The sequence below is a fragment of the Streptomyces megasporus genome (assembly GCF_000718985.1).
Taxonomy (GTDB): Bacteria; Actinomycetota; Actinomycetes; order Streptomycetales; family Streptomycetaceae; genus Streptomyces; species Streptomyces megasporus.
Genome location: NZ_JODL01000176.1, coordinates 1 through 303 on the forward strand (window position 1 = coordinate 1; position 303 = coordinate 303).

1 protein-coding gene is annotated in these 303 nt (G+C 70.3%); it reads right to left on the reverse strand.

Translation table 11 applies throughout. The features are described 5' to 3' along the window. Positions 1-42 precede the first annotated feature (42 nt). A partial coding sequence (locus tag IF47_RS28495; protein ID WP_037733461.1) for a WhiB family transcriptional regulator occupies positions 43-303 on the reverse strand: 261 nt, incomplete at its 5' end.

Below are 303 nucleotides of genomic sequence, written 5' to 3' on the forward strand. Positions count from 1 at the left end.
TCAGTGCCGAGGAGCCCCCGTAGAGTCCCCGGTGGGAACTCCTCAGCTCACCGCGGCGTAGTTCTCGTAGATCTCGTCGTCGTCGAGGGACACGACACCCGTGCCGCGCTCGTACTCGCTGCGCGCCGTCTCCAGCAGCCGGCGCCAGGACGTCACCGTGGGCCGCCTGCGCAGCAGTGCGCGGCGCTCCCGCTCCGTCATGCCTCCCCACACGCCGAACTCGACGCGATTGTCGAGCGCGTCGGCCAGGCACTCCGTACGCACCGGACATCCGGTGCACACCGCCTTGGCCCTGTTCTGCGC